Source organism: Moorena producens PAL-8-15-08-1 (assembly GCF_001767235.1).
Lineage (GTDB): Bacteria > Cyanobacteriota > Cyanobacteriia > Cyanobacteriales > Coleofasciculaceae > Moorena > Moorena producens_A.
On the sequence record NZ_CP017599.1, the window covers coordinates 2,229,702 to 2,256,386 of the forward strand.

General features: G+C 43.3%; 30 protein-coding genes and 1 pseudogene. 13 read left to right on the plus strand and 18 right to left on the minus strand.

Annotated features, from left to right (window positions below; translation table 11 throughout):
• Positions 1-74 precede the first annotated feature (74 nt).
• Both BJP34_RS08650 and BJP34_RS08655 read left to right on the plus strand, forming a co-directional pair.
• Positions 75-4,601, plus strand: a complete 4,527-nt coding sequence (locus BJP34_RS08650; RefSeq protein WP_070391996.1) for an eCIS core domain-containing protein — start codon at positions 75-77, stop codon at positions 4,599-4,601.
• Positions 4,602-4,623: 22 nt separating this feature from the next.
• Positions 4,624-5,349 (plus strand): YbjN domain-containing protein, encoded by a 726-nt coding sequence (locus tag BJP34_RS08655; protein ID WP_083305060.1) that lies wholly within the window; start codon positions 4,624-4,626, stop codon positions 5,347-5,349.
• A 41-nt stretch (positions 5,350-5,390) separates the two neighbouring features.
• Here the strand turns inward: BJP34_RS08655 and BJP34_RS39110 are convergent.
• Positions 5,391-5,537: pseudogene (locus BJP34_RS39110) on the minus strand (element excision factor XisI family protein); the annotation flags it as partial.
• 37 nt (positions 5,538-5,574) lie between these two features.
• Here BJP34_RS39110 and BJP34_RS08660 point away from each other — a divergent pair.
• Entirely contained in the window at positions 5,575-5,916 is a 342-nt protein-coding gene (locus BJP34_RS08660) for a XisI protein (RefSeq protein WP_070391997.1), read from the plus strand.
• 36 nt (positions 5,917-5,952) lie between these two features.
• On the opposite strand, the gene BJP34_RS48585 is transcribed toward BJP34_RS08660, so the two are convergent.
• The 6 genes from BJP34_RS48585 to BJP34_RS49975 form a co-directional block, all read right to left on the minus strand.
• Positions 5,953-6,048, minus strand: a complete 96-nt coding sequence (locus BJP34_RS48585) for a type II toxin-antitoxin system YoeB family toxin (protein ID WP_202972134.1) — start codon at positions 6,046-6,048, stop codon at positions 5,953-5,955.
• A complete protein-coding gene (locus BJP34_RS08665) occupies positions 6,049-6,354 on the minus strand; it encodes a type II toxin-antitoxin system Phd/YefM family antitoxin (protein WP_070391998.1) in 306 nt (101 codons plus the stop codon). It abuts the gene before it with no gap.
• A gap of 569 nt (positions 6,355-6,923) precedes the next feature.
• Entirely contained in the window at positions 6,924-7,550 is a 627-nt protein-coding gene (locus BJP34_RS08670) for a type I restriction endonuclease (RefSeq protein WP_070391999.1), read from the minus strand.
• 244 nt (positions 7,551-7,794) lie between these two features.
• A complete protein-coding gene (locus tag BJP34_RS08675) occupies positions 7,795-8,106 on the minus strand; it encodes a DUF433 domain-containing protein (RefSeq protein ID WP_070392000.1) in 312 nt (103 codons plus the stop codon).
• 27 nt (positions 8,107-8,133) lie between these two features.
• Positions 8,134-8,415, minus strand: a complete 282-nt coding sequence (locus BJP34_RS08680; protein ID WP_070396566.1) for a DUF433 domain-containing protein — start codon at positions 8,413-8,415, stop codon at positions 8,134-8,136.
• Between the two features lie 55 nt (positions 8,416-8,470).
• Complete coding sequence (locus tag BJP34_RS49975) at positions 8,471-8,665, minus strand: element excision factor XisI family protein (protein ID WP_324611078.1); 195 nt, start codon at positions 8,663-8,665, stop codon at positions 8,471-8,473.
• 158 nt (positions 8,666-8,823) lie between these two features.
• Here BJP34_RS49975 and BJP34_RS08685 point away from each other — a divergent pair, with 158 nt between their 5' ends.
• A complete protein-coding gene (locus BJP34_RS08685) occupies positions 8,824-9,234 on the plus strand; it encodes a XisH family protein (protein WP_070392001.1) in 411 nt (136 codons plus the stop codon).
• Positions 9,222-9,557 (plus strand): XisI protein, encoded by a 336-nt coding sequence (locus tag BJP34_RS08690; RefSeq protein WP_070392002.1) that lies wholly within the window; start codon positions 9,222-9,224, stop codon positions 9,555-9,557. Before BJP34_RS08685 ends, BJP34_RS08690 begins: the two co-directional genes overlap by 13 nt.
• Before the next feature lie 22 nt (positions 9,558-9,579).
• Here the strand turns inward: BJP34_RS08690 and BJP34_RS08695 are convergent, their stop codons facing one another.
• The gene (locus tag BJP34_RS08695) at positions 9,580-9,831 is read right to left on the minus strand and encodes a XisI protein (RefSeq protein ID WP_229424293.1); all 252 of its coding nucleotides are present in this window, start codon (positions 9,829-9,831) and stop codon (positions 9,580-9,582) included.
• The gene (locus tag BJP34_RS49980; RefSeq protein WP_324611037.1) at positions 9,828-9,953 is read right to left on the minus strand and encodes a hypothetical protein; all 126 of its coding nucleotides are present in this window, start codon (positions 9,951-9,953) and stop codon (positions 9,828-9,830) included. The genes BJP34_RS08695 and BJP34_RS49980 overlap by 4 nt, the downstream gene beginning before the upstream one ends.
• A gap of 98 nt (positions 9,954-10,051) precedes the next feature.
• On the opposite strand from BJP34_RS49980, the gene BJP34_RS08700 reads away from it, so the two are divergent.
• A complete protein-coding gene (locus BJP34_RS08700) occupies positions 10,052-11,170 on the plus strand; it encodes a YbjN domain-containing protein (RefSeq protein WP_070392003.1) in 1,119 nt (372 codons plus the stop codon).
• Positions 11,171-11,215: 45 nt separating this feature from the next.
• Here the strand turns inward: BJP34_RS08700 and BJP34_RS42770 are convergent, their stop codons facing one another.
• Positions 11,216-11,428, minus strand: coding sequence for a hypothetical protein (locus BJP34_RS42770; protein WP_158517091.1), 213 nt, complete (start codon positions 11,426-11,428; stop codon positions 11,216-11,218).
• Between the two features lie 32 nt (positions 11,429-11,460).
• Between BJP34_RS42770 and BJP34_RS42775 the strand changes: the two genes are divergently transcribed.
• Positions 11,461-11,643, plus strand: a complete 183-nt coding sequence (locus BJP34_RS42775) for a hypothetical protein (RefSeq protein WP_158517092.1) — start codon at positions 11,461-11,463, stop codon at positions 11,641-11,643.
• Here the strand turns inward: BJP34_RS42775 and BJP34_RS46335 are convergent.
• Positions 11,629-11,859, minus strand: coding sequence for a UPF0175 family protein (locus BJP34_RS46335; RefSeq protein ID WP_070392005.1), 231 nt, complete (start codon positions 11,857-11,859; stop codon positions 11,629-11,631). The two genes, BJP34_RS42775 and BJP34_RS46335, sit on opposite strands and share 15 nt — an antisense overlap.
• Positions 11,860-12,090: 231 nt before the next feature.
• Between BJP34_RS46335 and BJP34_RS08715 the strand changes: the two genes are divergently transcribed.
• Entirely contained in the window at positions 12,091-12,648 is a 558-nt protein-coding gene (locus BJP34_RS08715; RefSeq protein ID WP_158517093.1) for a GerMN domain-containing protein, read from the plus strand.
• Positions 12,649-12,700: 52 nt separating this feature from the next.
• On the opposite strand, the gene BJP34_RS08720 is transcribed toward BJP34_RS08715, so the two are convergent.
• Complete coding sequence (locus tag BJP34_RS08720; RefSeq protein WP_070392007.1) at positions 12,701-12,895, minus strand: hypothetical protein; 195 nt, start codon at positions 12,893-12,895, stop codon at positions 12,701-12,703.
• 363 nt (positions 12,896-13,258) lie between these two features.
• Here BJP34_RS08720 and BJP34_RS08725 point away from each other — a divergent pair, with 363 nt between their 5' ends.
• From BJP34_RS08725 to BJP34_RS08740, 4 genes are all read left to right on the plus strand, one after another.
• Entirely contained in the window at positions 13,259-13,852 is a 594-nt protein-coding gene (locus BJP34_RS08725; protein ID WP_070392008.1) for a Uma2 family endonuclease, read from the plus strand.
• Between the two features lie 4 nt (positions 13,853-13,856).
• Complete coding sequence (locus tag BJP34_RS08730; RefSeq protein WP_070392009.1) at positions 13,857-14,738, plus strand: Rpn family recombination-promoting nuclease/putative transposase; 882 nt, start codon at positions 13,857-13,859, stop codon at positions 14,736-14,738.
• Between the two features lie 182 nt (positions 14,739-14,920).
• The gene (locus BJP34_RS08735) at positions 14,921-17,062 is read left to right on the plus strand and encodes an ATP-binding protein (protein ID WP_070392010.1); all 2,142 of its coding nucleotides are present in this window, start codon (positions 14,921-14,923) and stop codon (positions 17,060-17,062) included.
• A 449-nt stretch (positions 17,063-17,511) separates the two neighbouring features.
• Complete coding sequence (locus BJP34_RS08740; protein WP_070392011.1) at positions 17,512-18,468, plus strand: AAA family ATPase; 957 nt, start codon at positions 17,512-17,514, stop codon at positions 18,466-18,468.
• 122 nt (positions 18,469-18,590) lie between these two features.
• On the opposite strand, the gene BJP34_RS08745 is transcribed toward BJP34_RS08740, so the two are convergent.
• The gene (locus BJP34_RS08745) at positions 18,591-18,968 is read right to left on the minus strand and encodes a hypothetical protein (protein WP_070392012.1); all 378 of its coding nucleotides are present in this window, start codon (positions 18,966-18,968) and stop codon (positions 18,591-18,593) included.
• Positions 18,969-19,356: 388 nt separating this feature from the next.
• On the opposite strand from BJP34_RS08745, the gene BJP34_RS08750 reads away from it, so the two are divergent.
• The gene (locus BJP34_RS08750) at positions 19,357-19,968 is read left to right on the plus strand and encodes a M23 family metallopeptidase (RefSeq protein ID WP_070392013.1); all 612 of its coding nucleotides are present in this window, start codon (positions 19,357-19,359) and stop codon (positions 19,966-19,968) included.
• 89 nt (positions 19,969-20,057) lie between these two features.
• Here BJP34_RS08750 and ftsH read toward each other — a convergent pair whose 3' ends face one another.
• From ftsH to BJP34_RS08775, 5 genes are all read right to left on the minus strand, one after another.
• On the minus strand, positions 20,058-22,040 hold the full coding sequence (ftsH, locus tag BJP34_RS08755) for an ATP-dependent zinc metalloprotease FtsH (protein ID WP_143727596.1): 1,983 nt from the start codon (positions 22,038-22,040) through the stop codon (positions 20,058-20,060).
• Between the two features lie 322 nt (positions 22,041-22,362).
• The gene (nrdR, locus tag BJP34_RS08760) at positions 22,363-22,893 is read right to left on the minus strand and encodes a transcriptional regulator NrdR (protein WP_070392014.1); all 531 of its coding nucleotides are present in this window, start codon (positions 22,891-22,893) and stop codon (positions 22,363-22,365) included.
• A 219-nt stretch (positions 22,894-23,112) separates the two neighbouring features.
• Positions 23,113-23,208 (minus strand): photosystem II reaction center protein T, encoded by a 96-nt coding sequence (locus tag BJP34_RS08765; RefSeq protein WP_008180851.1) that lies wholly within the window; start codon positions 23,206-23,208, stop codon positions 23,113-23,115.
• 136 nt (positions 23,209-23,344) lie between these two features.
• Positions 23,345-24,877, minus strand: coding sequence for a photosystem II chlorophyll-binding protein CP47 (gene psbB, locus BJP34_RS08770; protein ID WP_070392015.1), 1,533 nt, complete (start codon positions 24,875-24,877; stop codon positions 23,345-23,347).
• Positions 24,878-25,717: 840 nt separating this feature from the next.
• Complete coding sequence (locus BJP34_RS08775) at positions 25,718-26,038, minus strand: hypothetical protein (RefSeq protein WP_070392016.1); 321 nt, start codon at positions 26,036-26,038, stop codon at positions 25,718-25,720.
• Between the last annotated feature and the right edge of the window lie 647 nt (positions 26,039-26,685).

Below are 26,685 nucleotides of genomic sequence, written 5' to 3' on the forward strand. Positions count from 1 at the left end.
ACGGCTCAAAACACTCAGTCTGTAAAAATTGCATCATCATATTAGTAGCAACGGCCAAGGAAAAGGTGAACCTCATGGGCTATCAACGAGCAACCCAAACTAAAACAACAGAAGCAAACGGTCAAAAAAAAGCTTCAACGGTTACTCAAAAACCGTGGTCAAGTTATGGCCCGGTTCACCCGATGCTGCAACTCCAACGAAAACTGGGAAACCAAGCCGTCAATCGTCTCATCCAGACAAAAATGCAAGTGGGGGAACCAGATGATGTGTACGAGAAGGAGGCAGACAGTGTTGCAGCCCAAGTAATGCGCATGCCAGCACCCTCAGTGCAAAATTCCATGGAGGAAGAGGAGGTTCAAACTAAGCCCATAGCGCTACAGTTACAATCCGATGAAGAGGAAATTCAAACTAAGCCGATAGCGCTACAGTTACAATCGGAGGAAGAGGAAATACAAACTAAGCCGATAGCGCTACAGTTACAATCGGAGGAAGAGGAAATACAAACTAAGCCGATAGCGCTACAGTTACAATCCGACGAAGAAGAAATACAAACTAAGCCGATAGCGCTACAGTTACAATCGGACGAAGAAGAAATTCAAACTAAGCCGATAGCGCTACAGTTACAATCCGACGAAGAAGAAATACAAACTAAGCCCTATGGGCTACAGTTACAATCGGACGAAGAGGAAATACAAACTAAGCCGATCCCCCTACAGTTACAAACCGAGGAAGAGGAAATACAAACTAAGCCCATAGCGCTACAGTTACAATCGGACGAAGAAGAAATACAAACTAAGCCGATAGCGCTACAGTTACAATCGGACGAAGAGGAAATACAAACTAAAGCAAATCCTGGTCAAACTCCACAAGTATCCCCTAATTTAGAAACCAAAATCCAATCCCGACGGGGTACAGGTCAACCTCTGCCAGCATCTACCCGTGCTTTCATGGAACCTAGATTTGGGGCTAACTTTAGTGGGGTGAGGGTGCATACAGACTCTAGTGCCGTACAGATGAATAAGGAGTTGGGAGCCCAAGCCTTTACCCATGGTAGGGATATTTTCTATGGTGCCGGTAAGTCTCCTGGTAAGAATAGTTTGACGGCCCATGAGTTGACCCATACGATCCAGCAGACCGGGGGAATTAAGAGGAAGCGAAACAAGCTACAACTCAAGGCAAATGAGAGGTCAAATGAACCGGTGAAACCCTCTCAGCCTCTTGCCCAGAGAGAAACGGACAACTTTGAAAAGATTAAACCAGAGAATCAACTTCAGAATAAAGAGCAAAAACAGCCACCGATAGAACCAAAGCAGCAGTTAAAGCCCAATAAAATTAACATACCTAGCCGTAATAACAGGTCAAATCAATCAGTAACTCTAAAAAAGCCAGAAAAAGCCAAGACTCCAGCCCGAGAGGAAGACATTGCAGGAGAGCAAAATCAGAAAACCCAAGAGCTTGAAAAACCCCAACTCGAAACCCCAGATGTTTCCCAAACCGATCCCTCAGCAGCATTGGCAGCAATCAGTAACTTACCTCCAGTCAAATTGCAATCTGCTTTAGGGGGCGTATCTGCTGCAGTTAGCACCACTGTTGGTAAACACAGAGAAGCACTAGCTACCAACCCACCCACTTGGGAAACACCCATGGGAGCAAAATTACCCGCGTCCGAGGTGTCAAACTTTGCCCCAGATGATAAACCCAAGGCTGTAGAGAAAAAGCCCGAAGGGGAAAACAAGCCAGTTACTGAACCTCAGCCCCTTCCTGCTGAAACAATCTCACCTCAAGTACAAACCCCTTCACCTGCGGTGCAAGGGAATGAACAAGGGGAACTTTCTGAATCTGATGTGGAGAAGATGCAGGCTTCTATTAGTCAAATGCCAGTTCAAGATTCTGGTGCCAGGGAAATTCCTGCCAGTACCCCTCCCCAATTAGAATTGGTAGGTAATGCAGATCCTCAAAGGGCTGAGGAACAGAAAGCTGCACTAGACAAAAGCATTGCCGAAGCCCAAGCCCAAGGGCAGCAAGCACTGGCACAGCCCATGGGTGAAAACGCCATTGAGCATACCCTACCACAGCAAACCCTCAAGGCTCAAATTGCTACTGGTGCGGGAGCTAATCCAGGTGGTGCTGTGAAAGCTGTTACTGCTGAAGGTGGCAATGAGGAAATGCTTGAGGCTATTTCAGTGTTGGCGCAGCAAGAGAAAGGTGGGGAAATTCAAGCAGCAGCAGCGAAAGCACAAGGGGATTTAGCTGCTCGTAAGCAAGAACATACTGCTAAGGTTGCCGAGGAAAAAGCCAAATCCCATCAGGATATGGAACAGCTTAAGCTGAATAATGCCCAGCTTCAAGCCCAAGAAAAAAGTAAAGCCCAGGCTGAAGTGCAGCAACTGCGGGGAGAATGGAGTAAGGAACAGGAATCTTTGATTCAGGAATCTGACACCCAAGCCAACAACCTGGTAGATGAGGGAATCAAGGAAATCGACACCAAGAAACTAGAAGGTGAGACCCAAGCCCAAAAAGAAATTGAAAAAGGTGAGCAAAACGCCGCAAAAGAACGCAAAAAAGGAGAAGAGCAAGCTGCTGCTGAGCGCAAAAAAGGTGAGGAAGAATCCAGTGGTGTCTTTGGCTGGTTAGCGAGTAAAGCTAAGGCATTCTTTAACCGCATCAAGAACGCAATTAAAAAAGCTTTTGAGGCTGCCCGTGCTGCCATGCGCAGAGCAATTGAAACAGCGAAGAAGCTAGCAGCTAAGGCAATTGAGAAAGTTCGTCAGGCGATTGTAGCAACGATTCGGCGTGTGGGCAATGCCCTGATTGCCATTGGGGACAAGCTCCTGGCAAAGTGGCCAAGTTTGCAACAGAAATGGCGAAATTCTATTCAAAAACGAGTCCAGCAGGCAGAATCGGCAGTTAATAAGCTGGCGCAAGACTTGAATGATGGTATTCAGAAAGGACTAGATTTGCTTGGTAAAGGGCTGGATGCTGCCCTTGGTATCTTGGAGCAGGGAATGCTAGGGGTAGTCAGCCTTTACGAGGGCGTTGTCGTGGGGGCAATTAAGTTTGGCGAAGGTGTGGCTAAGGCATTGGGAGCATTTGCTGTGCTCGCAAAAGATGTTGCAGCTAATCCTGGTGAATGGATTAGTAACCTGGGTGCTGCTATCTCCGATGGTATCAAAAATCATCTTTGGGCTGCCTTTCAGGAACAGGTTCAAGTTTGGTTTAATCAAAAGTTAGAGGCGGTTCTAGGTCTAGGTACTGCGGTGTGGAAGGTTTTGACTGAGGGCGGTATCTCTATAGCAGAAATTGGCAAGATGGCTTGGACTGCGGTTAAGGAGTCACTACCCATGATTATTATGGGTGTGTTGCTCGAACGCCTGGTTTCCATGATTGTACCCGCAGCAGGGGCAGTATTAGTAGTTATCCAGGGGTTACAAGCTGCTTGGGGTACCGTTAGTCAAATTATTCAAGCCTTTGGACGGTTTATGACTTTCTTGAAGGCGGTGAAAACTGGGAATGCAGGGCCACAATTTGGGGCAGTGTTAGCTTCGGCAGGCATTGTCTTGCTGGAGTTTATTACCAATTTCATCATTGTTAAGATTGCCAAGGCAGCCCAGAAGGTGGCGGGTAAGCTGAAAGGTTTGGCTACAAGTATGAGGAAGGGAGGTAAGGGGAAGAAAGGTAAAAATAAGGATAAAAATAAAGACAAAAAGTTTACCAAGCAAGACAAAATAGCTGGCTTAGCTGCATTTGAAAAAACTGAGAAGGAATTTGCTGACGATGGCACGATTGATCGTCGTTCTGCTGGGAAAGTTGCTAAGAGAGTAAAGCGAAATCATCCAGTATTTAGATCAATTAGTGTAGTTGATGGTGGCAATAGCTGGGATTACAACTATGTTTTCAGAAAAGTCAAGAAAACATCTAATAAAAAGCCTGAAAAGGGAAAGGTAAATCTGGAAACGCTTAAGGGTTGGAGACCAAGATGGCGGGTTAGCACTGATAGAGAATTAGCGAAGCAAAAGAAAAACAAGCCACATTACAAGATGGTAAACGGCAGACCTAAATTAAAAAAGGAAAACAAGGTTCACAGAAGGCATAAAGTTTCTTTTGAAGCTATTGTTAAACACTTAAAGCGGAAAGTAGAAGGAAAACCTTACATGGAAGCAAAAGATATTCTATCTCAGATGAATTACAAACCAGTTAGAGCTAGTAATAAAGCTATTGTTTCTGCAAGTAAGAAGTACTTACGCGACAAGTTTAATGATCCCAGTAATGTCTGGGTCGGCGATGCAGAAGAGAATGAAAAACTAGGAAGAGAAATTAGCCAGCTCTTAAGATCCTTAAGTAATCAGCAAAATGAGCTGAAATCTCTTCAGAAAAAGTCTAAAGAGATTCGGGAAAAAGGAGGATCTCTAAAAGACATAAATAAACTTAAACAAGAGGGTAAAAAAGTTACCCAAGAAATCAAGATAACTGTTGACAAGCTTCATTTAGCACGTTTAGATGCGCCTAGAGGAAAAACTGTTAAAGCAGCCCAAGAATTTTTAGATATTCTGGAGTCAGAACGAACAGCTAACCTTGATTTGATTTCAACTCTCGAATTATAAAATATCAAATTTTTATTTACTTATGAAAAATCCTACCTCCGAAGAACAACTCCAACAAACCCTCCGCAACCACCTCGAAACCTGGGCAAAAGAAAACCTACCCGAATTTGATGAACTCAACGAAGATATTTCCCCTGAAACTCTGGAAGAAATCACCAAATCTCTTGAGAAACTAGCAGAAACAGAATTCAATAGCATTACCCAAGATGCCACAGGCGAATTCATTAATGCTATTGAAACTACCTTCCAAGAATGGGCAAAAATTGCTCGTGAAGAACTTAAATCAGACAGTGTCAGTAACCATATTTATCAAACTGTAATCGACTTCTTCAAAGCAGAAGAATGGCCTTTCCTAGAAGAAGAGGATGAGTCTATTCTGTACATGAACTTCAAAGGTGAAAATGGGGAGTGGTCTTGCCTTGCTAAAGTCAAAGAAGAAGAAAATCAGTTTATCTTTTATTCCCTTTATCCCGAAGCAGTTCCCGAAGAGAAACGCCAAGGGATCGCCGAATTTATTACCCGTGCTAACTACGGTACAATTCTTGGTAATTTTGAACTAGACTTCGATGATGGCGAAATCCGCTACAAAACCAGCATTGATGTAGAAGGCGACAGCCTTAGTTTTGCCTTAATTCAACAGATGGTTTACGCCAACGTGATGATGATGGATGAATATTTACCAGGAATTATGGCAGTTATTGAATCAGAGGTGGAGGTGAAAGAAGCGATTTTACAGATTGAGGGTTAAGACTAATTTACCTAACCATCACTCATCAACCAAAGCAAACGCTATGCAATCGCATAGCCAGTATGATGAAAAGCAAGAACAATCCTATCCTTCGGTACTCCTGAAGCAACCAGATGGTCCATGATACCATCTTCAATACCGTCCTAGTGAATCCAGATTTTACCATCGCGGATTGAACCATGAACAATCGTAGCATTACAATCCTGTTGAAGAGGTAGTCATCGAATGGAAAAACTAGAAAATTACCGATTAATCATCCGCCAGCTATTAACTAATCATGCCACCTTAGAAGCGAATAATCCAAATTCCGAGATAGAGTGTCAACTTATTTTTGACACAGAACATGACCATTATCAACTTTTAGATATCGGCTGGGATGGACTCAAACGAATTTACAACTGTTTCATCCATTTAGATATCAAAGATGGAAACGTTTGGATTCAGCGAAACATGACAGAAGCTGATTTGGCGCAATATTTAGTTGACATGGGTATACCAAAAGAAGATATTATTCTCGGTTTACATCCGAGTTATAAACGTCCATACACAGGCTACGGAGTGGCTTAGTAGTGGATTGAAGTAACAATAAAATCTAACAAAACATCACTCATAATGATACCGACAAGCCAGAAAATCAATCTGACTACTTCCCACCCGATAAACCAGCCGATGTTCCAAATCAATGCGCCGTGATCCAATTCAGCCTTTTTCTTCTTCTTCTTGCTCAATTCCCAACTCAGAGTAAAGTTCTTCAATGGTTTGAGGTTTTATTTTTCCAGTCTTAGACTCCTCAATTGCATCCAGCAGGCGAATTGCATTAGTAGAGTTTCTTAAGAGATAAACCGTCTCTACTAAACTCCTCAAATCCGATTCTGTAATCAAAGCAACATTCTCAGCATCACGACGATTGATGATATATACCTGATTATTTTGTGAAACTATATCCAACAACTTAAAGAAGTTATTTCTAGCATCCGTTGGAGATGTGATTTCGTAATCAAACATCAGTTTATGTACAGATTTAGGTAAATATATTATATCACTTATAGCAAGTCTACTACTTGTGAGGTACAAATTTCTGGTTTTTAGGGAGCAGGGAGCAGGGAGCAGGGAGCAGGGAAGAGGTAAGAGGGAAGAGGGAAGAGGTCAAAACTAATGTGTACCTCATGAGTCCTAGAAACGCTATATACCAAATCAAGCAACGTAAGCATTCAGCCATCAGCCGTCAGCCGTCAGCCGTCAGCTTATTGTATTCAAAAGCTGATAGCTGATAGCTGATAGCTGATAGCTGATAGCTGATAGCTGATAGCTGATAGCTGATAGCTGATAGCTGATAGCTGATAGCTGATAGCTGAATACTTACCTAGCAACAGATGCTTTCCTTGAAACCAAAACTTGATCTGACTTTATGAATTGTAAATTGTTATGAGTAATCATACTTAAAATTTCCTTAGCGCGATCAGATTTTGATGAACCCATGAACGAAAAATCTTTATTTGAGCAGTCACTAATACTCGATGTAATATGCTCGGTAGCACATTCGCGAACAGCATCCGCTTCGCTAACAGCAACCTCTAGTTGTCGGAAAATTTGTTGGTTTTTAACTTCTTGAGAATAGTCGCAACCTCGTAGAGCTTATTTTGCCGAGACAATAATGAAAACGCATCAGAAAAATCGTATACTTTATCCTTCAACTTGCAGAAGATAAAATCGCTGCCATTTGTTACCATGCCAAAGCTTAGTTGTCGTGGTGCAGCACTCATATAGGCTAAACACTGTGGTAAAGCAATATCCGCCGCAAACTTAGATCGTTTAGCTTCTACAGTCAGTATCCAAACAAGATCGCGAATCACCAATACATCTATCCGACCTCGATAAACTTCATTATGTTCTTCCACCTCCAGACTGATAGGAACCTCAGATTGTACAAAAAACGGAGGCTCATGAAATTCCAACCGCTCCAGCAGTGGTGCAACAATAGATAAAAGTACCGTTCCTTCAGTTAAGAGACCAGCATTGTAGTAATAATGATATCGCTGCCGGAGACGGTCCAGAAAAGATTTATCATCATCTAATATCTCAATAGAGGATACCTGCCATTCTGAAAAAAACGATTCATCAGTGGCGCGACATAACCCCAAGCGCTCATGTAATGCTTGAAAGCTTGAAATCGTTTTCTCTATTGCCAGTAGTCTACTCATACAGAGCGATTGCTATGGAATTTATTCATTGTAGCTTTTTATATTGTAGCTTTTTATAGCGTTTCTAGGATTTATGAGGTACGGTGATCAACCTCAAAGTCCCCCTTATTAAGGGGGATTTAGGGGGATCCCTTGGTACCTCATGGTATAGATAATTGCTATATATTGAGTCTTGTTATTCGGCCCCGACCTACTTTTTGAGTAACTTTCTAATATAAACGAACCATCATTAATCTGCCTCATTTTATTGGATGGCAGTGGCAACTTCCTCAGGATTAATTTGGGCATAGATCCAAGCATTCGCTAAATCAATTGCTGTTAATGTAGGATAGTCATAGAGTAGTTGAGACTCGCTAATGCCTAGATTACGGGCATTTACCAATACCCAAACAGGAATACGAGTTCCAGCAATACAAGCATCACCACCACAAACGTTTCTGGTTTTGGTTATTCCACGCCAGTTTTGGTTCAAACTATGGGCTAAAAGGTGAATTGCTTCTGTTTTCTCTGTGGGAGATAGAGCAAGTAATTGGGTTTCTAGTTGTTTGATAGTCATAGGTATATAAATGAATAAATAATCTGTTCACAGCCCTTGAACCAGTGGCTCTATGAATTCATCTGGAATTTTATTTTGTTCAATGTATTGATTGATTTCATCTTGGTGATCACTGTAATATGTCAAAGCACCAAACACCTGAGCCAGTGTCAGATGAGGCATTCCTATGGGAATTTCTTCCGGAGGAACTCCCATACGCCACGTTTCAACAACTGCCCTCACAGGAGTTCGAGTCCCCTTAATGATCGGTTCATTATTGAGAATCTGGTCATCTCGAACAACGTACAGGTAATCAGTAACCTGAACCATACACACAAAATAAACCGTACTATTTTCCTTAAGCCTAGCCCTTCCAAAGCAAACACTATGCAACCCCATACCCAGTATGTTCACAAATCTCGGGGGGATGAAAACCAATAACAATCCTATCCTTCGGTACTCCTGAAGCAACCAATTCATCCGTGATCCCATCTTCAATACCGTCGTAGTGAATCCAGATTTTACCATCGCGGATTGAACCATGAACAATCGTCCATATACACGGCGATGATTTTCCCAGCCTTCATCGAGCAGCATAAAATGATTGCGAACGCGCCCCCCGTGACCGTAGGTCAATCGCTAACCTAACCCAGAATAACTTAGAACTCTAAAGTAAGTCCATTATTGTATAATGGTTTTGTATCAAGATTTGCATAGATTTCCCGTCATAGCCAGCGAATGAGAGACGTATTTCATAATGCTGTAAGGCACGGACTAGAAAAAGATGGCTGGACAATTACCGATGATCCTCTCAGGATTCGGTCTGGCCGAGTTGATATGCAAATAGATTTGGGAGCTGAGAGGTTACTGGCAGCAACAAGAGGAAATGAAAAAATTGCTGTTGAGATTAAAAGCTTCACCAATCCATCTAATATTTCTGAATTCCACACTGCTTTGGGGCAATTTTTAAATTACCAAGTTGCTTTAGAACAAGAGAAACCTGAGTTCAAACTGTTTTTGGCAATACCTGTTGGGGCATTCAGGATTTTCTTTAGTCTACCATTTGTGCAAACAGTAGTTAAGCGTTTTCAGCTCAGTCTCTTGGTTTATGATCCATCTGAAGAGGTTATTTTAGAATGGAAAAAATAATCCAGTATCGCCAATACATTAAACAACTTCTGAGTGATTATGCCAGTAAAAGCCCATCTGATGAAGATGTTGAAGCTGCCTTAATATTTGACTCAGACCACGACCATTACCAAGTTGTCTATACTGGCTGGAAGAATCGCATACCCATGTATGGTTGTGTTCTACATTTCAGCATCAAAAATGCCAAAATTTGGATACATCATGATGGAACTGAAATTGGTTTTGCTAACGAACTTGTCAAATTGGGAGTACCAAAGACTGATATTGTACTAGCATTTCAAGAACCTGCTGTACGTCAATATACTGACTTTGCAGTGAATTAGATTCAGATAACGATCCTAAACCCTATGCAACCCCATACCCAGTATGTTCACGAATCTCAGGGGGATGAAAAGCAAGAACAATTCTATCCTTCGGTACTCCTGAAGCAACCAATTCATCCGTGATCCCATCTTCAATACCGTCGTAGTGAATCCAAATTTTACCATCGCGGATTGAACCATGAACAATGGTACCATATACACGGCGATGATTTTCCCAGCCTTCATCGAGCAGCATAAAATGATTGCGAACGCGCCCCGCGTGACCGTAGGTCAATCGCTACTGATAATTACAGAGGTTGTCACATCACCATAGCGGTAAGGAAGATTAGCATAATACTTTAAAATATTTTCTAGGGTTTCACGCCATTGGTCTAAACGTTGATTGGTGGTTTCCATTCGATAATTTCCTCAATATTTACATCGAAAAAAAGTACTGGAACTAAAACCAGGACTGCCATTAACCACAACTGGCTTTACTTTAATTTATCAAAAAAATGAATGATTATACTGAAAACTTCCCTTTAGACAAAGAGTTAACCTTAAGCGACTCCTCCAATCCCTTAACCATTCCCACAACTTCCCTATCCCTCACCAAACAAAACGACCAAATCATCGAATGTCGTCTTACCTTCCACGTAACCCCTGAACTTTACCACCGCATCGATACCGAAAAACTATTCAACCTCAAAGCAGAAGTACGGGCACCCATGAATGGTGGTAAATTTCTCCCCAGTGGTGACATCCAAATTGAAACCACTCTCCAACCGGATTTACTGCCACAGCTATTAGAAAAGGCTTCCACCGCAGAAGAAGCTGCTAACTACCTGCTTGACCTTTGTCAACAACCCGAAAACCCCTTAACAAACAAACTACTCAACACCGAAAGCTGGCTATGCTTATCGGTAAAACAGCAACAACCCAACGGTGAAGTCGGTTATAACACCTTCTGGAACTACCTTAATCCTTCCACCATTAACCACCCAGAAGCTACCAGCGAAGAACTTTCAGAAGGAATTGTTAACTTTTTCCAAGAATGGACCCAAGCCAATTTAGCTGAAGCTACCCAAAACGCTACCTCTGAATTTCTTGAGGGAATTACCAGCATTTTCAACGAATTAGTTGATGAAAAATTCTCCGACATAGAAGAAGATACCAGCACAAAGCAATCAATCTTTACCGCAATAGTTAACTTTTTTGAATCAGACGAATGGCAATTTGTCAAGATACCAGAAACATCAGCCTTGCGTCTTTTATTCCGGGGTGAAAATGGACAATGGACTTGCTACGCCCAAGCCAGAGAAGAACAAAGACAATTCGTTTTTTATTCAATGTGCCCCGTTAAGGCTCCAGAAAACAAGCACCTAGCTATCACAGAATTCATCACTCGCGCCAACTATGGCATGATTATGGGTAACTTTGAATTCGATTTAGAGGATGGAGAAATCCGCTACAAAACCAGCATTGATGTACAAGATGAGAATCTTAGTTTTGCTTTAATTAAACCAATAGTTTATGCTAACGTGATGACAATGGATGAATATTTACCAGGAATTATCGCAGTTATTGAATCAGAGGTGGAAGTCAAAGAAGCGATTTTGCGGATTGAGAGTTAAGACATATAGCAATTCTACGACTTGTGAGGTACAAATTTATGGGTTTTAGGGAGCAGCGATGCAGCGCGGTCTTGGGGAGGCAGCGCGGTCTTGGGGAGGCAGCGCGGTCTTGGGGGTTCCCCCCATGAGCGACTGCCGTGGTCTCCCCCATGAGCGACTGCCGTGGTTTCCCCCATGAGCGACTGCATCAAGACGGGAGCAGGGAGCAGGGAGCAGGGAAATTTTTAAAGCTGCTCCAGCAGCTAATTCATTCGCCACAGCTTGAGGGACAATAACCGAACCATAAAGTTGTGGGAGTAAATCCAGTAAATTTGTTTGATAGAGATATTGGATTGGTTAGGTATAGTAATCCTAAATCAATTGAGAGAATGTTTGTTACCTGTTCCCTACTCCCTGCTCCCTGCTCCCTGCTCCCTGTTCCCAGATCCGCTGTTCCCTTTGCTATATCAGCAATCACATTAGGCATTTCCTAAATCCTCTGTTAATTCTGCTTCTGTTAATCTGAAAGTGTTGATACCATAGTCCCTCAACTTAGATAAAAAAACTACTCGCTCAATACCAGCTAGTTGAGCAGCAGCACCAGAGGAAAGTTTACCTAATTCATAAAGTTTCATCGCAGCACTTAAACATAATTCTTGTCCTAGTGTGGTGTTAGGTTTAAAGCCTGTGCGGTTTCTTCTGGAACACATAGGGTAACTTGATAGATAATCAACGGCAAAGCTACTTTGCTATAACTATAGCAATTATCATAGCTATAAGGTACACAATTTATAGATTTTAGGGAATAGGGAATAGGGAACAGGGAACAGGTAAGAAGGTAAAAATCTTGTGTACCTCATTAGGATAAAAACGCTATATTAACCTTAACAAGGATAACGTCGAGGTGCGCAATGGATCTACACAAATCTAAAACTATACTCTTGAGTAGCATACTCTTGGCATACTTGAGTCTCAATGCTTGTAACGAAAAAGGGACACCACCACCGGATACATCCACTTCCTCTCCATCTCCTATAATAGAAGTAGAAACATCCCCAACTCCTACCCAAACTCAAACTACCCCTAAGCAAAGAAACGTTAAAGTTTTTTTTCCCAAGCAACCTCAAAGTAATCAGGATTTTAGCTATGTGGAACCTGTAGCCAGAAGCACTACTAGTCGTGCAGTGGCTACTTTTGCCATTGAACAGTTGATTATTGGTCCGACCACAGCAGAAACTAAAATTGGTTTCACCGAAGCACTACAACTTAAAGGTAGCTCCAACTGTGGTAAAGATTTTACTCTCTCTATTGCAGCAGAAACCGCCACCCTCAAGTTTTGCCGTGCCATTCCTTCCCCTGGAGTAGGCTATGATGCTAGAGCTACCAGTGCTATTGAATCTACCCTCAAACAGTTCTCAACTATCAAATCGGTAGTTATCCTCAACAAAGAGGGCAATTGTGTTGGGGACTTAAGTGGTGAAAACCTTTGCAAGAAGTAGGAAAAAACCGATGCATTGCTACTTCCTACTTCCTACTCCCTTGGGTGCAGCGCTAAGATTCTTTACCCATAGGATGATTTCCTAAATCAAAGATAATCACAAATTGAGCATCAGGCATCAGCCGTTTAAGGGCTTTTAAATGACCTTCCGCATCCGAGCGCTTGCGGAACCGAGCAACAACTACTCGTTGCATTTTAGGCAATAGGCGGACTATCACCCACGGATGAAGGCGTTCAGAATAAGACATAATGAAACTATATCCTTTTCTAGGGGTACTAGAGCCAGCCTTCGACTCTGGGAAATCATCAGGCTGGCTCTTAACATGGAACCTTTAACGTCCATGGTTATAATATAACATACAAATAATCTTTAATTATAACATATTTTGAAAATTTTTGTAACAAATCCCTTGTGGACTGTTCACAGTGATATCTCTTGGATCAACTTCGGTATATATAGCGTTTATTATAGCTATGAGGTACACATATTTTTTCCGACTTCCCTCTCACCTGCTCCCTGCTCCCTGCTCCCTAAAACCAAAGAATTTGTACCTCACCCAAAGAAGAATTGCTATATATAAAAAATAAGCCTATTTTTGATACAAATTGCCATGATTGCTCAACTTGACACTCCCCAAATGTCCCCCCAGGACTATTTAGCTTGGGAAGCAGAGCAACTTGCCCGCTACGGCTATATTGACGGTCAGATCTATGCCATGACTGGGGGCACCATCCCCCATAACCAAGTAGCTGTAAATCTAGTGGCTTTAATCAAACCCCACCTGCGGGGTAAACAATCTAAAACCTTGAGCAGCGATGCCAAAGTTGGGATTACAGAACAAGGTCCTTTTCACTATCCAGACGTATCCGTTACCTGTGATCACAGAGACCGCACTGCCCGGGATTATATTCGTTATCCCTGTCTAATTGTAGAAGTGCTCTCTAGCACCACAGAAGCCTTTGACCGTGGCCAAAAATTTAGACACTATCGCCACATTGAAACATTACGAGAATATGTTTTGATTGACCCGGATCAAATGAGCGTAGAATGCTATCGATTAAACGAAAACCAGAGATGGGAACTGTACCATTATGCTACTAGCCCTGATCGCCCAGAGGATTGTCAAGTTGAACTTACCAGCATTGAGCTAGCATTTCCCATTAACTTACTTTACGAAGACATTGACCAACTCGATAACAGCTAAAACGATGAGATTTATCAATCCCAAAACTGACTACGCCTTCAAGAAAATATTTGGTTCCGCCGAAAGCAAAGACATTCTGATTAGTTTTCTCAATGCCTTGATTTATGACGGTAACTCTACCATTGAAGACTTAGAAATTATCAATCCCAACTTACCGCCGAAAGTTGAGGGCTTAAAAGATACTTACCTTGATGTCAAAGCTAAACTGAATGATGGTACCTTGGTCATCATCGAAATGCAAGTGTTAAATGTGCAATCCTTTGGTAAAAGAGTATTGTTCAACGCTGCGAAAACCTACGCCTTTCAACTACAAAAGGGAGAGGGTTACCGCATGCTAAAACCAGTCATAGCTCTCACCCTGACCGATTTTGAGATGTTCGTAGATCGCCATCATTTTACCTCTCGCTTCGTTTATCGAGAAGTATCTGATGGGTCGGTGTATCCCGAAAACGATATCGAACTGGTGTTCGTTGAGCTACCAAAGTTTACCAAAGAACTCCCAGAACTCGAAACCATTACCGATAAATGGATTTACTTTATCAAATCTGCGCGATCGCTTGCCTCCATCCCTGAAAATATGGACAATATTCCGGAATTACAACGAGCCTTTGAAATTGCCAATCAAGCCAACTTAACTCCCACTGAACTTGAAGATTTGGAACGTCGAGAAATGTTTATCTACGATCAGCAGGGAGCAGTTGCTCTTGGTCGGGAAGAAGGTCGGGAGCAAGGTCTTCAAGAAGGTAGGCTGGAAGGGAAAACAGAAGAAAAACGCATTATTGCTCAAAAATTACTCACTGTACTAGATGACGAAGCGATCGCGGCAACAACAGGATTGAGTCTAGAAGTAGTTCGAGAGCTGCGCGAGACAATGAATGAACCATGAATACCAACGTTTGCCAAACTCTTTGGTCTAATCCAAAGCGTTCCCATAGCGTGACCTACGGTCAATCGCGTTTCTTCCTCATAGCCAAAGATTACCAACTTCCCCAACAGCCTCCCATCTTGTGAAGTTAGCCGTAACGAGGCGAAAGCTTGGCTCAATTCCCGATACCGATTTAAAAGAAAATGGTATATCCCATGTTCGACGATCTACTCTCAGCCTTAGAAAGACTAAATAAACGACTAGAACAAGCAGTAATAAAAGCAGAAGCTGTCTACGGTTCTCAAGCAGCTACTGACCCTTATCGAGGTCTTCGTATTGATCGCGATCAGGTCAAGCAACTCCTAAATCGTGAACCAGGGATACCTTTGTTTGCAGTAGATGCAGAAAAAACTGAGTCTGATCAGACTAACAATACACCATTAAACTGGCTGAAACAGACTTTCGGTTTGTCTGAATTTGATTTAGACGTGATGTTGATTGCCCTGGCTCCAGAAATTGATTTAAGTTACGAGCGTCTGTATGCCTATCTCCAGGATGATGTCACTCGCAGGCGACCTAGTATTGATTTAGCCTTAAATTTACTATGTCCCTCTGCTGAAGCCAAGCTGTTGCAACGAGTTCATTTTGCTCCTGACGCACCCTTAATCAAACATGGCTTACTTCACTTAATTCCTGACCCTCATCAGCTTAAACCACCAATATTATCCTATTATCTCAAGCTAGATGATCAGCTTATCCATTCTCTGTTAAAACAAAAGAGTCTTGAACCGCGTTTAGAATCTTGGTGTCAATTGATAGATAGTCCTGCTGTTGAGGACAAGTTACCGATTAGGGATGACATTAAACACATACTTCCTAAGTTAATCAAACACGCTCAAAATACCAGCCAGCCTCTACATCTGTACTTCTCTGGTTTATATTCTACTGAAAAACGCCGTGGAGCGATCGCCCTTGCCGCTCAACTGAACAAGCAGTTATTGATTGCGGATTTAGCTCAAGCTTTAGCAATTAAGGAAGAGTTTGACCAACTGCTAAAATTGCTATTTCGTGAAGCCTGTTTTCACGATGCTATCCTCTATCTAGAAAGTCTGGAAAGTTTAGATGCACTACAGACCAAAGAGCAGCATCTGTTATATAAAAGCTTACTTGACAGACTAACTGAGGCAAAAGGTGTGGTAATCTTATCTGGAACACAGTCGTTGGTGCCAAAGTTTACCAATCTCAACGGTGTGATTACTTTACCTTTTGCTACACCGGATTTTTCCCAACGGCGCGTTTACTGGCAAGCTACTTTAGAAACTAAAGAAATTGTACTTAGCGATCGCGACTTGGATACCCTCGCCAATCGTTTTACCTTGAGTTCAGCTCAAATAGTAGGAGCATTGACAACTGCTTGTAATCAGGCTTTGTGGCGTGCTGCTGCCGAATTTGAGGAATTGCCATTAAACAGTACAATTAAGCCAACCTTAAATGACTTATTAGCAGCGGCTCGTGACCAATCTGGTAGCAATTTAACTGAATTAGCCCGCAAACTTAATCCTAAGTATAGTTGGCAAGACATTATCTTACCCCCCGATCAACTCGCTCAGCTCAAAGAAATTTGTAATCAAGCCAAATATCGTCATATTGTCTATGAGAAATGGGGCTTTCACCGCAAGCTATCCATTGGCAAAGGATTAAATGTACTATTTTCAGGTCCACCAGGCACAGGTAAGACCATGGCGGCGGAAGTGATTGCTAATGAACTACAGCTTGAGCTATACAAAATTGATTTATCCCAAGTTGTCAGTAAGTACATTGGCGAGACTGAGAAAAATCTGAACCGCATTTTTATGGCTGCGGAAACAGCTAACGCTATCCTCCTGTTTGATGAAGCAGATGCTCTGTTTGGCAAACGCTCTGAAGTTCGAGATGCTCATGACCGCTACGCCAATATTGAAGTTGGGTATCTGTTGCAGAAGATGGAGGAATATGAGGGGATATCAATTTTGACAACAAATTTGCGCCAAAATTTAGACGAGGCATTTGTGCGTAGGTTAGCCTTTACAGTACACTTTCCCTCACCAGATGAAGCTAGTCGTCGGCGCATTTGGGAAGGAATTTGGACGGAGGAAATCCCCTTGTCAGCAGATGTAGATTTTGAGTTTTTGGCACGACAGTTCAAATTGAGTGGAGGGAATATTAAGAATATTGCCCTAGCAGCAGCTTTTCTAGCAGCTGAAGCAGGTAGTGGAGTGATGATGGAACATCTGTTACAGGGCACTCGCCGGGAGTATCAGAAGATGGGTAAGGTCTGGAGTGATGGAATGCGATCGCTTAAATAATCCCTAAGTATTCAGCCGTCAGCTAATGCGCTACAGATGGTGCTACTTGAGGTGCTATAGCGCGATTAGCGCTACAGATGGTGCTTTTGAATAAAACAGGTAACCATTTGTTTAATCTGAGTTAACCAAGTCACAACGCTTTTGGCTTGTCCCACAAAGCTAACGGCTGACGACTGACCGCTGATAGCTGAATGCTTACAATAATCCGGCCATGGTCAGTAGTGAGCCAGTTTTAAACTAACAACTTACCTAGTGCTATTGTAAGCATTCAGCCTTGGCCAAAGGCCAACGGCTGATAGCTGAATGCTTACCTGCTATTTACCTGATTAAGCGACAAGTATAATACTGTAATCCTTAGGCGATCGCAAACATATTATTGATCAAGTTATTTCTTTTTATTCCTGTTATCTTATTTCTAGAATTATTTTAGTGAATTCGTATAAGGTGCTATGGATGACTTAGGGATAAGAAAGTACACAGGTGACGGTAAGTGTCGCTACAAACCGCTTCCTGGTGCATGGCAAGAGCCAGAACCTTACATTGCTTCTAAGGCTTTGGCAGATGCAGTTAATACTGCTCTCTACCTGCGTCGTCCTTTATTATTAGAAGGTGACCCAGGCTGCGGGAAAACGCGCTTAGCTTATGCGGTTGCCTATGAACTGGGTTATCCCCTCTATAGCTGCTACATCCGCTCTACCAGTCGAGCCCAGGATTTACTTTATGATTATGATGCCATAGGTCGGTTGTATGACATTCAGGAACGTCAAACCGCAGGTAATCCCAGCCAACCTTTGTACCGCAGAAATTATGTTACCCTAGGAGAGTTGGGCGAGGCAATTAAGCAATCACAAAATGACATTCCTTCGGTGCTTCTCATTGATGAAATTGATAAAGCAGATCGGGATTTTTCTAATGACTTGCTCCTAGGATTAGAGCGATTGCAATTCCAAGTTAAAGAAGTAATAAACGTTCGTTTTGATGCTTTAAAAGGGAAAACAAAAGAAGAACGAAGAGATTTTTTACCGTTAATTATTATCACCAGTAATAGGGAAAAAGAATTGCCAAAACCCTTCCTACGTCGTTGTTTATTTTACTACCTTAAATTTCCAGAAAATGCTACCCTAACACAGATTATCCAGAGTCATTTTAAAACTGATATTACCCGCGTATCCGAAGCAGCTATCCAAAAATTTGGAGAACTGCGGGGATTGAGAAGTTGGCAAAAAATACCAGGTACTAGTGAATTTTTAGATTGGTTGAGAATTTTGGAACGGGATCAACAAGGGAATCAAAGTACTGCTGAAGCATTAGCGGATACTCCAACCGCCAATCTGCCTCATCTAGAAACTCTAGTCAAAACTCAACAGGATCATGAGGCCCTGAGCAGGACCAGGATACCAGATTAGTTAGTCAGAGTATGCGATTGGCCTTGGCCTTGGCCAAAAGGCCACGGTACGCGAATGGCCAACGGTACGGGAATGGCCACGCTACGCGAACGCGCCCAAGAATGACCAATCACTGGCTAAATTCAATTCCCAGACTGACGCCCTAATTCATAAACACCACAACTCATGCAAGCAATAATCCCGATACTGATTGCCCAACTATGTCCCAGGCTAATTTCCACGAGGTAGTTACAAACTGCACCAATGACTAAAAAAGGCACAATGCTGACAACTGACGCATAGAAAGCGTTTTGAGATTCTCTGACCTTGCGGGTTCGTTCAAATTCCTGAGCCGAGATGTAAAAGAATCCCTCAGCAAAGTTAAACCAGCGGTTCAATTGCTCCATAATCCATTGCCTGAAGGACGAGAGGCTTAAATATAGCGCTAGAGACCACAAAGATGCTCCTGCGATCGCTGTAGTATCCACCTCAAATCGGAAGGGCAAAAATTCAGTCAGCATTGGTTCACGGATAGGGTAGGCTGGGGCAAATTAATCACTAAGTTAACCAACATTTAACTTCTCTATTTGAGTTAATCGCTTTAGTGTTAACGGTTAACGCTAGACACGCGCACAGTAGACACGGGCAGAACGGTTAGTCAAAGGTCAACCCTTAACAAAAAATTCAATCCTTGTCAGCCATGCAAAGCGCGAGTGGGGGAAACCCCCTGTTCCCTTGCTGCATCGCTAAATTGTGCAAGTTAAATGTGTATTAGCTTATTGAGGTATCTTAACAAAACTCAAGATTTTGATAAATACCTCAAAAACCCCAAACACCCTGCTGATGGCAGGTGATCTCGAGGGATATAAATGGAAAGACCCCTAACTAGCTAAAGCCAGACTAGAACTAATGCGCAGTGGTTATTTATCAAGGCTTCTAATTTTCGCTGGACTGAGTTTAACGAGTTTAATCGGTTTAAGTACCCTTTCGAGTTTGCCCAGCCAGCCAGTAACTGCATCAGAACCTCCCTCAAGCTTGGTAGCCGGAGTAAGAAGTTTTGCCAAAGGGGGTTCCTTTCCCGTAGAAAACTTCCGGGGCTACACCTCTGGCTTCGGTTACCGACCCTCTCCTAGAGGTTCTGGATGGGAATTCCACCGAGGTTTAGACATAGCTGCCCCTGAAGGAAGCTATATCCGTAACTGGTGGAGTGGTAAAGTAATTAAAATTTCTGATGGTACTGCTTGCGGCACCTCAATAACTATTCAATCGGGCAAGTGGCAGCACATCTACTGTCACATGAAAGGATACGCAGTTAAAAATGGAGGTACTCGCTATTTAATTGACAACTCCGGTGGGATTCAGATCAAGGAAGGCCAACTGTTGCCTTCTGGAGCTAGAATCGGTCGAGTAGGGATGACTGGTCGTACCACCGGTCCTCATCTGCACTGGGGATTGAAGTATGGCAAGCAATACGTTGACCCAGCCCAGGTGCTGCGGGCAATGTATAAAACACGAGTTTGATTGGCAAAAATGTTAATGGTTAATGGCCATTAACCATTAACCATTAACATGTTTCAAACATGCATGCCGCGTGATCGTTTAACTAGAAACTACGAAACTACCAATTGTTCCTTGTCCATCTGGGTTTGTTCTTCTACAATTTTGCGTAACTGGTCTCCTTCGATAGTTTCTTGATCTATCAACAGGTCTACTAATCGGTCAATTATTACCCGATTTTCCCGGACTAACTGACGAGCATGGCCATGGCAATGCTGCACAATTGTGCGAACTTGGGCATCAATGTGGGCAGCAATTTTCTCTGAGTACTCAGCCCTATTAATCACATTACCCCCTAGAAAGACTTCTCCCCCTGGATCTTCTAAGGACAGAGGACCCAAATCACTCATTCCAAAGCGGGTTACCATCTGCCGTGCTCGCGAGGTAACTTGTCGCAAGTCCCCAACAGCACCAGTAGTCACTTCAGCCTCACCAAAAATTTCTTCTTCTGCCGCTCTACCCCCTAAAGCAGCAGTAATTTGGGCTTTTAGTTGAGCCCGAGTAATCAAACCTTGCTCTTCATCAGGAATATACCAGGTCAAACCACGGGCTTGCCCTCGGGGAATTAGGGTTACTTTCTGTACCGGGTCGTGATCCGGTAAGAGAGTGGAAATTACAGCATGTCCTACTTCATGGTAGGCAATTAATCGCTTATTCTTGCTGTCCACTAGAGGAGTGCCTTCCATCCCAGCTACCACCCGGTCAATAGCATCATTGATCTCGAGCATAGTAATGGCATCTTTGCGGCGGCGGGCAGTCAGGATTGCCGCTTCGTTGAGTAGGTTGGCTAAGTCAGCACCAGTAAACCCAGGGGTACGCTTAGCAACAGTTTCTAGACAAACCTCAGGGTCAATCTTTTTGTTGCGAGCGTGGACTTCCAGAATGTTATTCCTGCCTTTGTAGTCAGGGTAATCCACAATAACTTGTCTGTCAAAGCGTCCAGGACGTAATAGTGCAGCATCCAGGACATCTGGGCGATTAGTGGCAGCAATAATAATAATACCTGTGTTGCCTTCAAACCCATCCATTTCCGTCAGCAATTGGTTAAGGGTTTGCTCCCGTTCATCGTTTCCACCGCCAATCCCTGCTCCCCGTTGCCGTCCTACTGCATCAATTTCATCAATGAAGACCAAGCAAGGGGCATTTTCTTTGGCTTTTCTGAACAAGTCACGGACACGGGAGGCACCAACACCCACAAACATTTCCACGAATTCGGAACCAGAGATGCTAAAGAAGGGAACTCCTGCTTCACCAGCGATCGCTTTGGCTAAGAGAGTTTTACCAGTTCCTGGAGGACCGACTAGCAGCACACCTTTCGGGATGCGTGCTCCAACAGCAGTAAAGCGTTCTGGTTGTTTGAGGAATGTGACGACTTCTTGCAATTCCTCCTTAGCTTCTTGAATACCTGCTACATCATCAAACAGAACCCCGGTTTTGGCTTCCATCTGAAACCGTGCTCGGGATTTGCCAAAGTTTAAGGCTTGACCAGAATTACTCGCAGAGCGTCGCAGGATCATCATCAAGCCTGCTAGTAACAACAGAAGCAAAAATAAGTTGGCAATTAGACCTAAAGCGGCTGAGTTATCGGCAGAGCGCTTAATTTCAGTGGGAACATTCTGTTGACGGAGTTCCTTGAGTAGCAAGGAGTTTTGATCGAACAAAGCAACTCGTTGAGGAGGTTCATTCTCCTTGGCCTCCTTTAGGCTAACTTTAGCAATCTTAGTAGCTTCATCAATTTCTATTTTAGCGACTTCCCGATTTTTAACTTTCTCTAATAGCTCACTATAGGTTAGAGATTTCTCTTGTTTAAGCTGTGCTTGGGCTGGGGTACCCAGTATCACCCCTTGCCAAAGGAGCAAACTGGCAGCAATACGCCAGAATTTGACTAACTTGCGGTTTTCCTGAGGTTGCTGTAATCTAACCTCAGGATTTGCCAGCGGCTGTGGAGAGGTGTTTACCTCTGCATTAGCCATCCATGCTCTCATCCAGAAACGTTTCTTCATGGCTGTTTGCTCTTTGGTCTTGCCTTGACTCAACTCCTGGGTAAACCTAGTTAGGCTTCAATAGAATTCACGCCCTTGAGTTGAAAATTCTTTCACTTTCTAGTCTAGCTCCCTAAAATCCGGCTTTAGCTGTAAGAAACTCATCTTAAGTCCGGTAGCATCGGTAACCTGCTCTTGCCTAGATCGGCTTTCCAAACCTCACGCTGGTTTGTTTCTTAATCCTTCTTCCTATAGAGACCTTGCGTGGAACATCTCTAAAAATGGTAACCATACAACTGGACAGGAGACCACTAGTTGACCTTGTACGTTTGAGAGTCAACCATCAACCGTCAACCATGAACAAACATCTGATCAATTACACCGAAGTGGATGTCTTTATTTCTTCTACCTGATCTGAGGGGGTTGGCGGAACCTGGGGGATTTCCATTGGTACATCTTCCTGTTGGAGATCCTCTAGGGTAGTAACAAAATCTCTAATCCCTTGAAATTTGCCATAGACCGAAGCAAAGCGTACATAAGCCACTTCACTCTCCGAACGTAGGTAGCGCAAGACTAACTCGCCAATTTCGTGACTGATGACTTCCCGACCAAATCGCTGTTGCAATTCTGCTTCAATCTCATCAACCAATGCTTCCAGGCGTTTTTGGAGAATACCGGTTTTTTCACAAGCACGTATAATTCCCCGTAACAACTTGGAACGGTCAAATGATTCCCGCTTGCCATCCCGCTTGATCACAGTTATTGGCACAAATTCGATCCGCTCATATGTCGTGAAGCGATGTTTGCATCCCAAACACTCCCGACGTCGCCTCACACTTTTCCCTGCCTCAGTAGAACGAGACTCAAGAACGCGGCTCTCGGTGTGGTGACAAGAGGGGCATCGCATAAGATAATTTTGTTTTCTTGCTGAGTGGACTGATTGGCGGCAGATATTTGGAACGCCCTAAGAGTCGATACTTTCAAAATAACAAGTCTAACAATTAGATGGAAGATGAGCCGATATATACCTGTCCACTTACCTATATCCTATAGGATCATTCACAGGCTATTGCGGCTCAGAGCATCCACAGAACTGTTGAATTTCGATCTGATAAATAGAGGTAAACTACTTACCAATCTTAGGCGGTTCCCGAAAAGCAATGGCAAAAAATAGGGTGCCTAGGGCTAAGGTCAAGATTAAGATATAAGCAACTGATTCCATAGCTATAATTGTTGGTTATCTTCTCACTTACCAGTCTACCTTGCTAGAACCACAGAAATAGCAAAAAGGCAAAAGAAAATTTCTTTTCTTCTGCCTTTTGCTTTTAAGTCAAACTGTGATAGGAGATAGTTAACCTCTAGATAGGCTCTGTCCTACGGGTACTCTTATCACCAAGCTTCTGGAAGAAGCCCCACTCGACTTGCTCTTCCTCTAGGTCAGGATCGACACCAGCAAACACATCCCGATAGAGGGTGCGTGAGCCGTGCCAGATGTGCCCAAAGAAGAACAACAGTGCAAAGACAGCATGACCAAAGGTGAACCAACCCCGAGTACTAGTGCGGAATACACCATCAGAGTTTAGGGTTTCGCGGTCAAATTCAAAGCCCTCACCCAGCTGAGCAGTACGAGCGTATTGCTTCACATCGAAGGGGTCAGTAAAGGTTTGACCATCAAGAACTCCACCGTAGAAGCTAGCAGTGACACCAGCTTGCTCGAAACTATACCTAGATTCAGCCCGTCGGAAAGGTATGTCCGCACGAACTACACCATTAGCATCGGTCAAAATGATCGGGAAGGTTTCAAAGAAGTTCGGCATCCGACGAACGGTCAGCTCCCGACCTTCACTGTCTGTGAACACCGCATGACCTAGCCAACCTTCAGCAATGCCATCCCCTTTGTCCATCGGACCTGTACGGAACAAACCACCTTTGGCAGGGGAGTTGCCTATATAGTCATAGAATGCCAGCTTCTCTGGAATCGATGACCAAGCTTCTGACAAGCTAGCACCATCAGCCAATTCAGCTTGTACCCGTTGGTTAATTTCCTGTTGGAAATACCCCTGATCCCACTGATAGCGAGTTGGACCAAACAGCTCAATAGGGGTAGCAGCACTGCCGTACCACATGGTGCCTGCTACTACAAATGCAGCAAAAAACACAGCCGCGATACTGCTGGAGAGTACCGTTTCGATATTCCCCATCCGTAGAGCTTTAAACAAGCGCTCTGGTGGTCGTACTGTTAAGTGGAATAAACCAGCAATAACCCCAACAACACCAGCAGCGATATGGTGAGCGACAATACCTCCAGGGTTATAGGGGTTAAAGCCTGCTGGTCCCCATTCTGGTGCGATCGCTTGAACACTACCAGTGAGACCATAAGCATCAGATACCCACATCCCAGGACCCCAAAGCCCAGTCAAGTGAAAGGCACCAAAGCCAAAGCAGAGTAAACCAGATAAGAACAGGTGAATACCAAAAATTTTTGGCAAATCGAGAGCTGGTTCGCCACTGCGTGGGTCTCTGAACACATCTAAATCCCAGTAAACCCAGTGCCATACGGCAGCCAGGAACAATAAACCAGAAAGGATAATATGAGTTGCAGCGACACCTTCAAAAGACCATAAGCCTGCATTGGTTACGGTTTCACCAGTGATACTCCAGCCCCCCCAGGAATCAGTAACCCCTAGACGAGCCATAAAGGGCATGACGAACATCCCCTGACGCCACATCGGGTTAAGAACCGGGTCACTCGGATCAAAAATTGCCAATTCGTACAGGGCCATTGAACCAGCCCAGCCTGCCACCAGGGCTGTATGCATCAAGTGCACAGCTAGCAGACGTCCTGGATCATTCAGGACGACCGTGTGTACTCGGTACCAGGGTAGTCCCATTGACTACGCTCCTCCTAATATAGAGTTTTTACTTCGACGCTTCTTTTGATCAGTATGTTAGAAATCGCCTTGAACTTCCCCCCGCTTGAAACACAGGGGATCCTAAGAGTAACGTTGTTGGATGGGTTAAAAACCTCATCTGACAACGCTTACGGTATGATTTCTTTAATTTGACACTGTTTGGAGAGCTTTCAAGCTCTCCGACCGACCTTGGTTAGGTATGAACCTAACTGTATCGCTACTTTGGTAGCCCCCCTAGATATCGCCATTGGCAACTTAGGTAGGACAAAGTATGTATGAAACTAAAGTTTGTTTAAAGAAGTGTAACTATTGTTAGAGCCGATTGCAAGCGAACGCTCGTGTTCTCAGCTTAGGGTCGGAAGGGCTTAACCAGCTATATTGGGCAAATTTCCCTTTTATTTGCCTAAATTAGAGCAATATAGCTTCTAAAACCTAAAAATTGTCAAATTCATTCCGGTAGCCTCTTTACTGATTAGCAATAGTCGGACACAAATCAACATGAAAAATGTATATGGAAAAAGGCACAAGGATAGAACTTATGCCCAGTTGAGTTTAAACGATATTACCTAAAGCACTTAAGAGGGGAGGGGGCAGAGGGTAAAGAGTCCAGAGGTGGTAAAAGCTGGGGCTCAAAGGGCTATTGATATGCAACTCGGTATTAGGGTCCAATCCTACGGGTAGGGTTTTTTGATTAACTGCTAAGCCGAGCTATAGCTTTGATCACAAATCGCAATCAAAAGTATTATTTCCTCATCTTCCCTATCCTCACCTTCTTCTCCCTCTTCTTCCTTGTCCCCTGGTGCCTTTTCCCTATAACAGTTAACCTTTGCCCGCTACCATTATTTCAGTATGTGTCATCGCTAAGCGCTCGAGAACTTGCTCAGCAGTGATCAAGCGTTTTAGGACAACTTGACCAATAGTTTTTGCTGACTCAGGTGAGGTGTTAGGCATGGGTTTGACTTCAAGCATAACCACAAGGTCTTCAACCTGATAGAGCCACAATTTTTCTCCTTGCTCTAGGATAGAAAGGTTCATTTGCTTAATTTCTGGCAGCCGTCGCCAAGCGTTTTCGTTCCAAAGACCTCCAAACTCCCAAACGCGCCCGACTATCCAGCCTTCCGATAAAAAGAAATATTTCACGTTGCTCTTCGCTAATCCTGCTCTATATTCCTATTTTCCACTCAAATTGAGTTTTTCAGCTTAAATTGACGATTTAATTCAACTTTTATCCAACAACGGCAATTGGTTAATTTCAGGACTTACGCACCAAAGCTTGTTGGTTAAGACTGGGTGTCAGGTGTAGTGGAGATTTGTAGAATTTGACAAAATGATCAGTATATGATTCACAGCAGTAAGCATTGTTACTTGACCATAGTTTTTTTAGCTATAGCAGTCGCCAGGGCAGGCGCGGACATGACAAAAGTCTCAAACCTAAGTAAGCGCAAGAGTTTGACTTCTGACTTCTGATTTCTGACTTCTGACTTCTGCTATATAGCTGCTTTGGGTATCAATTGATGGGTAAACTAATCGATAATTCAGATAAAAAAAAGATAATACAAGCCAATCCAATACTTAGATAACCTGGCTTTATACAACCTATTGGATTGGCTATATATAGACTTCAAGCTTGATCTGACAAGCATTTAGTCCTCTTGAGAGGACTGGATTTACTCGCGCTGGGATTTTCATCCCTGGCGGATTATTGGTAGTAGTGCAAGATGTGATGCGCAAATGGGCTGATCTCAAATTGTCATTGGTCAAATTATCATTGGTAAACTAACAAGTAA

Excerpts from the sequence above, each read along its gene's own strand:
- BJP34_RS08650 (WP_070391996.1), top strand. The coding sequence starts at position 75 with ATGGGCTATCAACGAGCAACCCAAACTAAAACAACAGAAGCAAACGGT.
- BJP34_RS08655 (WP_083305060.1), top strand. The coding sequence starts at position 4,624 with ATGAAAAATCCTACCTCCGAAGAACAACTCCAACAAACCCTCCGCAAC.
- BJP34_RS08660 (WP_070391997.1), top strand. The coding sequence starts at position 5,575 with ATGGAAAAACTAGAAAATTACCGATTAATCATCCGCCAGCTATTAACT.
- BJP34_RS08665 (WP_070391998.1), bottom strand. The coding sequence starts at position 6,354 with ATGTTTGATTACGAAATCACATCTCCAACGGATGCTAGAAATAACTTC.
- BJP34_RS08670 (WP_070391999.1), bottom strand. The coding sequence starts at position 7,550 with ATGAGTAGACTACTGGCAATAGAGAAAACGATTTCAAGCTTTCAAGCA.
- BJP34_RS08675 (WP_070392000.1), bottom strand. The coding sequence starts at position 8,106 with ATGACTATCAAACAACTAGAAACCCAATTACTTGCTCTATCTCCCACA.
- BJP34_RS08680 (WP_070396566.1), bottom strand. The coding sequence starts at position 8,415 with ATGGTTCAGGTTACTGATTACCTGTACGTTGTTCGAGATGACCAGATT.
- BJP34_RS08685 (WP_070392001.1), top strand. The coding sequence starts at position 8,824 with ATGAGAGACGTATTTCATAATGCTGTAAGGCACGGACTAGAAAAAGAT.
- BJP34_RS08690 (WP_070392002.1), top strand. The coding sequence starts at position 9,222 with ATGGAAAAAATAATCCAGTATCGCCAATACATTAAACAACTTCTGAGT.
- BJP34_RS49980 (WP_324611037.1), bottom strand. The coding sequence starts at position 9,953 with ATGGAAACCACCAATCAACGTTTAGACCAATGGCGTGAAACCCTAGAA.
- BJP34_RS08700 (WP_070392003.1), top strand. The coding sequence starts at position 10,052 with ATGAATGATTATACTGAAAACTTCCCTTTAGACAAAGAGTTAACCTTA.
- BJP34_RS46335 (WP_070392005.1), bottom strand. The coding sequence starts at position 11,859 with ATGTGTTCCAGAAGAAACCGCACAGGCTTTAAACCTAACACCACACTA.
- BJP34_RS08720 (WP_070392007.1), bottom strand. The coding sequence starts at position 12,895 with ATGTCTTATTCTGAACGCCTTCATCCGTGGGTGATAGTCCGCCTATTG.
- BJP34_RS08725 (WP_070392008.1), top strand. The coding sequence starts at position 13,259 with ATGATTGCTCAACTTGACACTCCCCAAATGTCCCCCCAGGACTATTTA.
- BJP34_RS08730 (WP_070392009.1), top strand. The coding sequence starts at position 13,857 with ATGAGATTTATCAATCCCAAAACTGACTACGCCTTCAAGAAAATATTT.
- BJP34_RS08735 (WP_070392010.1), top strand. The coding sequence starts at position 14,921 with ATGGTATATCCCATGTTCGACGATCTACTCTCAGCCTTAGAAAGACTA.
- BJP34_RS08740 (WP_070392011.1), top strand. The coding sequence starts at position 17,512 with ATGGATGACTTAGGGATAAGAAAGTACACAGGTGACGGTAAGTGTCGC.
- BJP34_RS08745 (WP_070392012.1), bottom strand. The coding sequence starts at position 18,968 with ATGCTGACTGAATTTTTGCCCTTCCGATTTGAGGTGGATACTACAGCG.
- BJP34_RS08750 (WP_070392013.1), top strand. The coding sequence starts at position 19,357 with ATGCGCAGTGGTTATTTATCAAGGCTTCTAATTTTCGCTGGACTGAGT.
- nrdR (WP_070392014.1), bottom strand. The coding sequence starts at position 22,893 with ATGCGATGCCCCTCTTGTCACCACACCGAGAGCCGCGTTCTTGAGTCT.
- BJP34_RS08765 (WP_008180851.1), bottom strand. The coding sequence starts at position 23,208 with ATGGAATCAGTTGCTTATATCTTAATCTTGACCTTAGCCCTAGGCACC.
- psbB (WP_070392015.1), bottom strand. The coding sequence starts at position 24,877 with ATGGGACTACCCTGGTACCGAGTACACACGGTCGTCCTGAATGATCCA.